The sequence below is a fragment of the Lelliottia sp. genome (genome assembly GCF_045627565.1).
Lineage (GTDB): Bacteria > Pseudomonadota > Gammaproteobacteria > Enterobacterales > Enterobacteriaceae > Enterobacter.
Map to the genome: position 1 here is coordinate 1 of NZ_JAZQNX010000027.1, position 7,393 is coordinate 7,393.

At 51.6% G+C, this 7,393-nt stretch carries 6 protein-coding genes and 1 pseudogene; 5 read left to right on the forward strand and 2 right to left on the reverse strand.

The features are described 5' to 3' along the window. Positions 1–117: 117 nt before the first annotated feature. Complete coding sequence (locus ACKI5T_RS15375) at positions 118–906, reverse strand: enhanced serine sensitivity protein SseB C-terminal domain-containing protein (protein WP_407438543.1); 789 nt, start codon at positions 904–906, stop codon at positions 118–120. A 510-nt stretch (positions 907–1,416) separates the two neighbouring features. Here ACKI5T_RS15375 and ACKI5T_RS15380 point away from each other — a divergent pair. Both ACKI5T_RS15380 and ACKI5T_RS15385 read left to right on the forward strand, forming a co-directional pair. After that, a pseudogene (locus tag ACKI5T_RS15380) lies at positions 1,417–1,665 on the forward strand (M3 family metallopeptidase); the annotation flags it as partial. A gap of 340 nt (positions 1,666–2,005) precedes the next feature. Next, entirely contained in the window at positions 2,006–2,536 is a 531-nt protein-coding gene (locus ACKI5T_RS15385) for a hypothetical protein (protein WP_407438545.1), read from the forward strand. Between the two features lie 106 nt (positions 2,537–2,642). Here ACKI5T_RS15385 and ACKI5T_RS15390 read toward each other — a convergent pair whose 3' ends face one another. Beyond that, positions 2,643–3,632 carry a 2-hydroxyacid dehydrogenase gene (locus ACKI5T_RS15390; RefSeq protein WP_407438547.1) on the reverse strand — a complete coding sequence of 330 codons (990 nt, stop codon included), beginning with the start codon at positions 3,630–3,632 and terminating at the stop codon, positions 2,643–2,645. Between the two features lie 210 nt (positions 3,633–3,842). Here ACKI5T_RS15390 and ACKI5T_RS15395 point away from each other — a divergent pair, with 210 nt between their 5' ends. From ACKI5T_RS15395 to ACKI5T_RS15405, 3 genes are read left to right on the forward strand one after another with little or no spacing between them, the layout of a single operon-like run. Further along, a complete protein-coding gene (locus tag ACKI5T_RS15395; protein ID WP_407438549.1) occupies positions 3,843–6,482 on the forward strand; it encodes a YdbH family protein in 2,640 nt (879 codons plus the stop codon). Beyond that, positions 6,479–6,670 (forward strand): YnbE family lipoprotein, encoded by a 192-nt coding sequence (locus ACKI5T_RS15400; RefSeq protein ID WP_407438551.1) that lies wholly within the window; start codon positions 6,479–6,481, stop codon positions 6,668–6,670. Before ACKI5T_RS15395 ends, ACKI5T_RS15400 begins: the two co-directional genes overlap by 4 nt. Before the next feature lie 7 nt (positions 6,671–6,677). Then, positions 6,678–6,998, forward strand: coding sequence for a YdbL family protein (locus tag ACKI5T_RS15405; RefSeq protein WP_235135546.1), 321 nt, complete (start codon positions 6,678–6,680; stop codon positions 6,996–6,998). The last annotated feature ends 395 nt before the right edge of the window (positions 6,999–7,393 follow it).

A 7,393-nucleotide genomic window follows, 5' to 3' on the forward strand; every position in this document is an offset into this window, starting at 1 on the left:
CCAGAAGCGGAAGTTGCTAAATCAGTCTATGTTAATAAACGGGGAACTAGTCAGAACGGCGAAATGATAACCCAAATCACCATTGCGACAGGAAGGATCATTCTGGCGCGCCTGGCGTTAACGCTCAAACATGGCCAGCAGCCTTTGCTTAATACTGCGGACATAAAACGGTTTAAACTGCGTGGTGATATGCGATTCCAGCCCGCCACTGTTCTGACCCAGGTGGAGCAAATCCACCGGTTGCCCGTCCGGCGACGCATCCCCTGCCACTAGGCCTGCACCTCGCATCACCTTTTCCACTTCGCCGGTCAGGTCCACGGCCACCAAGTAGTGGGGCCTTTCATCGACCGCGGGGTCGTGCATCAGCGCCAAGTAAGCGCGCCTGACACCCGGGTATTTTGCAAAAAAGGCAGAGAGCTCTATCAGCATCCTGTCCGGCATCACCGCCGGCTCACCGAGGAATACCTTTGTTTTTTCCTCCACCACCCGGGACTGTGGCAATCGGCCGGTGCCTTCCGCCAGCAGCGATTCGATTTCCTCCGGCACGAACTCCTTGCCGTAGTCGGACCGGGGATTCAGGAGCACCCCTTGCCCTTGCGTCATTTTGAAAAAATCTCCCGCCGGCAGTTTCAGGTATTTGCTTTCGACCTCGATGGCACGCTGCAGGGCAACAAGAGAGCTGAACACCGGGATAACTGTTGTGCCGTCCGGCTTTTCCCAGTGATGTATTGATATATGATCTCCCGCTTTCAGATCGACATGGTCATCAACGGCTTCCCCGCCGGAAGTTCCGAGGACATACAGCGATGAGGCCATCAGTGTCCGGTAAAACTCCGGCCGTTCTGCCGGATGGTCGGCCGCCCGTTGCAGGGCGGTTTCTAGTCTTGTTTCCTGTTCATCAGACATTCAGCTGTTACTTCCCGGGGCAGATAACCACTTGTAAGATATTAACAATACACCAATATAACTGAGATCTAGATAGTGTATCGCTACGACTTAGCTAGTCATTTGACCGCGATCAACTTCCGCTCCTCGCTCATAGCTGACCTCACGTCGCTTCAGGCGGTCCGCTTTATAGGATAGGTAAAAATGTAGCGTGCTGGTTAAATCTTACAATCGGATGGGTGGGGATTATGTTGGGATACATGTAGGCGTAAGCGGCACGTCGTGAAACTGGAAGAAGCAGCGCAAAGTTAAAGTTATGTCCCGAAGCGGGTATCGTTTATTAATTGCGCGAAATACGAGCATTTAGAGTGGGTGATGTGACATTTTTGAGAGAGATTCTTCCCCAAAACGATACGCAACCTACTGAATAGCATGAGATTCTATTATCGGTGGAAATGGTGCAAATCAATGCTTCGAACTCAATTTAACGTATTGTTTATAATGAATAAAAATGGCAGTTGAATAGTATGCTTTGCCCATATTTTCGGCGGCGGATATGCGGCGGGGTATTACGCTTATTTATGGACGCAAATGCTGGCCGATGACGGCTATCAGTGGTTTGAAGAGCACGGCGGATTGACGCGCGAGAACGGACAGAAATTCCGTGAAGCCATTTTATCGCGCGGGAACAGCACGGATTTAGCTGAACTTTATCGTGAGTGGCGTGGACACGATCCAAAGCTTGAACCGATGCTGGTGAATCGTGGCTTGAACGGATAAGCGTTATTTATGCTGGAAAAATAACCGGGTGCGATGCCCGGTTTTTTATATTCGATTTCCTTTCACAAAACGGCTCCGCGTCCGCAATTGCACGGCTAACCATCTCAAATATTGTCACGTTTTGGATCCCATATTTCCTTACATCGCTGCATGTAAAAAAACTTTTATCCAATAAGACCCCGCAGGGGGACGTCTCGTTAACGAATAATCGTTTCTCATTGCTTGAGAACTGGCATGATATATAGCGTAAATGCGCATCTTCATAGTTAATTTATCAAGGAGGTGTTTTTAAGATGAGACAACGCACGTATATTAGAAATGTATGATAAGAAAGGAAAATATGAGTATGTTTAGATGCCTCGCGTTTGCAATATTCCTGCTGACCCCGGTAATTTGCTTTGGGGCAGCACATGAAGAAATAATGCGTTTAAATGCAGAACAAAAGGTGGGGAGTCAGCTTGTTTGTCATGTCCCACTGAATATTATCGTCGACCAGAAGCCCGTTACACTGGATTTTAAAAACAGTATGACGGTGATTTCAAATCGGGGTAGCACCAGGACATATCAGGTTATCGCAACGTTTGTACCTAATGGCACAACCATACCTGTTATCACACAACACTACCGCCTCAACGTCATGACAGACGAAACAGGCCAAACACATAAAATCGATCCGAACAGCGTCAGCGTAAAAAGTCCATACTCTGCGGAGATGGCCAAAAACAATGAATCCCAGCTGCGTAATGCACCTGAAAGTTATCAATCTGATAGCATGGTGACGGTGACTGATTTTCCGAACTTCGAGATTCAGGGATATGAGAATGGCCCTGTTACCCGATGTACAATTGTGTCTGACAAAAGTAAAGGGTAGTGCGCGTCGTAGGTACACGATGCTTACTATTCGTCGAGGGGAGGTTGTTCCCTAAAATAACAATGCATAAAAAAAACCGGGGGTTAGCCCGGTTTTTTTAGTTACGTTACGCCAGCTCGTTCGGGCTGGTTTCGCCTTTTTCCAGCTGCTGCAAGTTGCCCAGCGTCGTTTCCGAAATACTGATCAGCGCTTCGGCGGTTAAAAACGCCTGGTGCCCGGTAAACAACACGTTATGGCAGGCGGATAAGCGGCGGAACACGTCGTCCTGAATCACGTCGTTAGACTTGTCTTCAAAGAACAGGTCGCGTTCGTTCTCATAAACGTCCATCCCCAGCGCGCCGATTTTTTGTGTTTTCAGCGCTTCGATGGCGGCCTGAGAATCAATCAGAGCACCACGGCTGGTATTAATGATCATCACACCGTCTTTCATCTGTTCGAACGCACTTTCATTCAGCAGATGATAGTTTTCCGGCGTCAGCGGGCAGTGCAGAGAAATGACGTCCGACTCGGAGAACAGCGTTTGCAGATCGACATATTCAACACCCAGTTCTAGCGCAGCGGCGCTTGGATACGGATCAAACGCCAGCAGGCGCATGCCGAAACCTTTCAGAATGTGCAGGGCGGCGATCCCGATTTTTCCCGTACCAATCACCCCGGCGGTTTTGCCGTACATAGTGAAGCCGGTCAGGCCTTCGAGAGAGAAGTTCGCATCGCGGGTACGCTGATAAGCGCGGTGAATACGACGGTTAAGCGACATCATCATGCCGATGGCATGTTCCGCAACCGCCTCAGGCGAATACGCTGGAACGCGAACGACCTTCAGACCCAGCTCTTTGGCGGCGTCCAGATCGACATTATTGAAGCCGGCACAGCGCAGAGCGATGTATTTCACGCCATGCTTTTTCAACTCTTCCAGCACCGGACGGCTACCGTCGTCGTTCACAAAAATACAGACGGCTTCGCAGCCATGCGCAGTTTTGGCGGTTTTTTCGTTCAGCAGAAAGTCGAAAAATTCAAGTTCGAATCCGTAAGACTCGTTAACATGTTGCAGATACTTTTTATCGTACTGTTTCGTGCTATATACCGCGAGTTTCATAAGACTTTCTCCAGTGATTTTACATTCACGTTAGCATGATTAAAATATTCTTACAATTTCTAAAATATTATTGATTTCAATAAGTTCGATGAATAATTTTACAGCATCTATCCTTAAAAAAGGCGTTGGCTACACTTGATTGGCTAAACATGACACAATACGGGGCAATGCTGGCTTATTTATTTTGCAAAATCAGGATATTAACTGCCCATGAAGGGTAAATACAAAGCCGCAATCGCGCTCCTGTTACTGATCATACTGTTGCCGCTGACGCTGCTGATGACGCTCGCCCAGTGGGTACCAACGCTTGCCGGGATCTGGCTGCCCGTCGGGACGCGTATTGCGTTCGAGCAAAGCCCACGTCTCACCCGTAACCACATTGTGATTCCCGATCTCCGCTATCTGGTCGAAGATTGCGAAATCGCCCGCGTCGAGCACGCCACGCTTTCGCACCCCAGTCGCTGGAAACTTGAGGTCGGCGCGCTGGATCTCAATACCGCCTGCCTCAATAAATTGCCGCAAGCCGAGCAATCCCAGGCCGCGCCCAAAACGCTCGCCCAATGGCAATCTATGCTGCCGTACACCTGGCTCACCATCGATCGTTTGACGTTGTCGCCATGGCAACAGTGGCAGGGAAAGCTCAACGTATCATTGACGCCATCAATGCAGGAAATCGCTTATCAGGGTGAACAGGTCAAAGTACGCGGCACATTACGCGGGCAAAGCCTCACCATCAGTGAGTTCGAGCTTCACCTTCCTCAGGCGGAACAGCCCATTAAGCTGGCCGGTGAATTTACCCTGCCATTAATTCTGGATGGCGCTCCCGTGCAAGGCCACGCGCAGGCGACGTTTAACGTGCCGCAAATTCCATCGCTGGTGGATGCCGATCTTGACTGGGAAGACAACCGTGGACAGCTGGTGCTCATGGCGCGGGGTAACCCCGATCCGCTGCTTGATTTACCCTGGCAGCTGACCGCAGAACAGTTAACGGTCAGTGACGGACGCTGGCACTGGGATCTCTCCGGTTTGCCGCTGAGTGGGCGCGTTGGCGTCAAAGTGGAAAACTGGCAGCAGGGCCTCGAATCTGCAACGATCAGCGGTCGTCTGAACATCCTGACGCAGGGCGATGCCGGTAAAGGTAACGCGGTGCTGACCCTTGGACCGGGCAAACTCAGCATGGACAATAGCGCCATGCCGCTCCAGTTAACGGGCGAAGCCAAACACAACGATCTGATTCTGTATGCCATTCTTCCGGCCCAATTTACGGGCAGTCTGGCTGATCCGCAGCTGACGTTTGAACCGGGCGCACTGCTGCGTTCGCGCGGTCGAATTATTGATTCACTAAATATCGACGAAATACGCTGGCCATTGGCGGGGGTTAAGCTCTCGCAAAAAGGTGTCGACGGGCGTTTGCAGGCGATCCTCAAGGCGCATGAAAACGAGATGGGTGATTTTGTGCTGCATCTCGACGGACAGGCAAACGACTTTTTGGCGGACAAAGGGCTGTGGCGTTGGCGCTACTGGGGTGACGGATATTTCACGCCGATGAATGCGCGCTGGGATGTGGCCGGGAAAGGCGAATGGCGCGACAGTGCTATCGAGTTGACCGCGTTGTCGACCGGATTCGATAAGCTCGAATACGGCACGATGCTGGTGAGCAAACCCCGGCTGGTGCTGGAGCACCCGGTACGCTGGCAGCGTGATGAAACCACTCCGCACTTTAGCGGGGCGCTATCACTGGATGCGCAGCAAACGACGTTTTCTGGCGGAAGCGTACTCCCGCCGTCGACGCTTAAATTCAGCGTCGACGGGCGTGATCCCACGTTTTTCCAGTTTAAAGGCGATCTGCATGCGGGCGAGATTGGCCCGGTTCAGGTGAACGGTCGTTGGGACGGTGAACGCCTGCGCGGTCAGGCGTGGTGGCCTAAACAGTCGCTCAACGTATTCCAGCCGTTGGTTCCGCCCGACTGGAAAATGAACCTGCGCGAGGGTGAGCTTTATGCGCAAGTGGCATTTTCGGCGGCTGCAGGTCAGGGCTTTGAAGCGGGCGGGCATGGCGTGCTGAAAAGCGGCAGCGTCTGGATGCCGGATAACCAAATCAACGGCGCGGATTTCGTCCTGCCGTTCCGCTTTAGCGAGGGTACATGGTCGCTCGGAACGCGCGGTCCGGTGACGTTGCGCATCGCAGAAGTCGTTAACCAGGTCACCGCGCGGAATATCACGGCCGATTTACAGGGCGATTACCCGTGGAGTGAAGACAATCCGCTCCTGCTCACTAACGTCAGCACCGACGTCCTGGGTGGGAAAATCACGATGCAACAGTTACGGATGCCCCAACACGATCCGGCGCTGCTTCGGGTGCAGAATATTTCTGCCAGCGAATTGATAAGCGCAGTCAATCCGAAGCAATTTACGATGTCCGGCCCGGTCAGCGGGGCGCTGCCGTTTTGGCTGGAAAACGAAAAATGGATAATCAAAGATGGCTGGTTAACCAATCCCGGCCCGATGACGTTACGCATTGATAAAGACACGGCAGATGCCATCGTCAAAGACAATATGGTGGCGGGCGTGGCGATTAACTGGCTTCGTTATATGGAAATTTCTCGCTCGTGGACGAAAATCAATGTAGATAATTTAGGTGTCCTGACCATGCAGGCGGCTATAAAAGGCACCAGCCGTGTCGATGGTAAAAGCAATGCGGTGAACCTCAATTACACCCATGAAGAGAACATTTTCACCCTGTGGCGCAGCCTGCGCTATGGCGATAATTTACAGGCATGGCTTGAGCAACATGCGGCGTTACCTGAAGCCCGCTGTCCGACAGGCAAGGAATGTGAGGAACAACGATGAAAAAGCTGGCAGGCGCGCTGGGCGTAGTCATTGTCTCGATGCTGACAGGCTGTACGCCACGTATCGAAGTGGCGGCACCCAAAGAGCCGATCACCATCAACATGAACGTCAAAATTGAACACGAAATCCATATTAAAGTGGATAAAGACGTCGAAATGCTGCTGAAATCGCGCAGCGATCTGTTCTGAGGATGCCATGAAAAAACGACTCGCAATCGGCCTTCTGGTGTTGGCCATTAGCGCTCAGGTGCAGGCGATAACGCTAAATGAAGCGCGTGCGCAGGGGCGCGTTGGGGAGACACTGAGTGGTTATCTCGCGCCGGTCCGTCAAGATCCGGAAACCCTTGCGCTGGTGAGCGACATCAACGCCGCGCGCAGTGAGAGCTACCAAAAACTGGCTGACAGCAATAATCTGCCGGTGGATGAAGTGGCAAAAATGGCGGGGCAAAAGCTGGTCGCACGGGCACAGCCGGGTGAATACGTTAAAGGCATTAACGGGAAATGGTTGAAAAAGTGAGCCCTGATTGTGCCTGCAACCTTCGCAAGGCGTGACGCCAAAGTACGGCCTGCACGCGCTGATAAAGAGTGATAACCGTAAACGCCACTGATAAAGGGCTTGCGTCGGCAAATCCTTCACTTAAACCGTCGGCAAACCCTTCACTAAAAGCTCTGCATCCGTTTTCATTTTTTGCGCGTAGCGGGTCGGGAAATTACTGCTCAGCGCTCACCGGTGCTGCCGTTGTGTGTTTTCTCCCTCTCCCCATGGGAGAGAGTTTGAAATCTATCATTTATATGATTTAAAAGTGTTTTTTAACCTGGTGCGCCATTTCACCGGACATAAGGTGCATCGGTTAATTTGCCCCTTCAGTCAGAAACACAGGATGTCAGAACAACTATTCTGGTTGGTTTTAC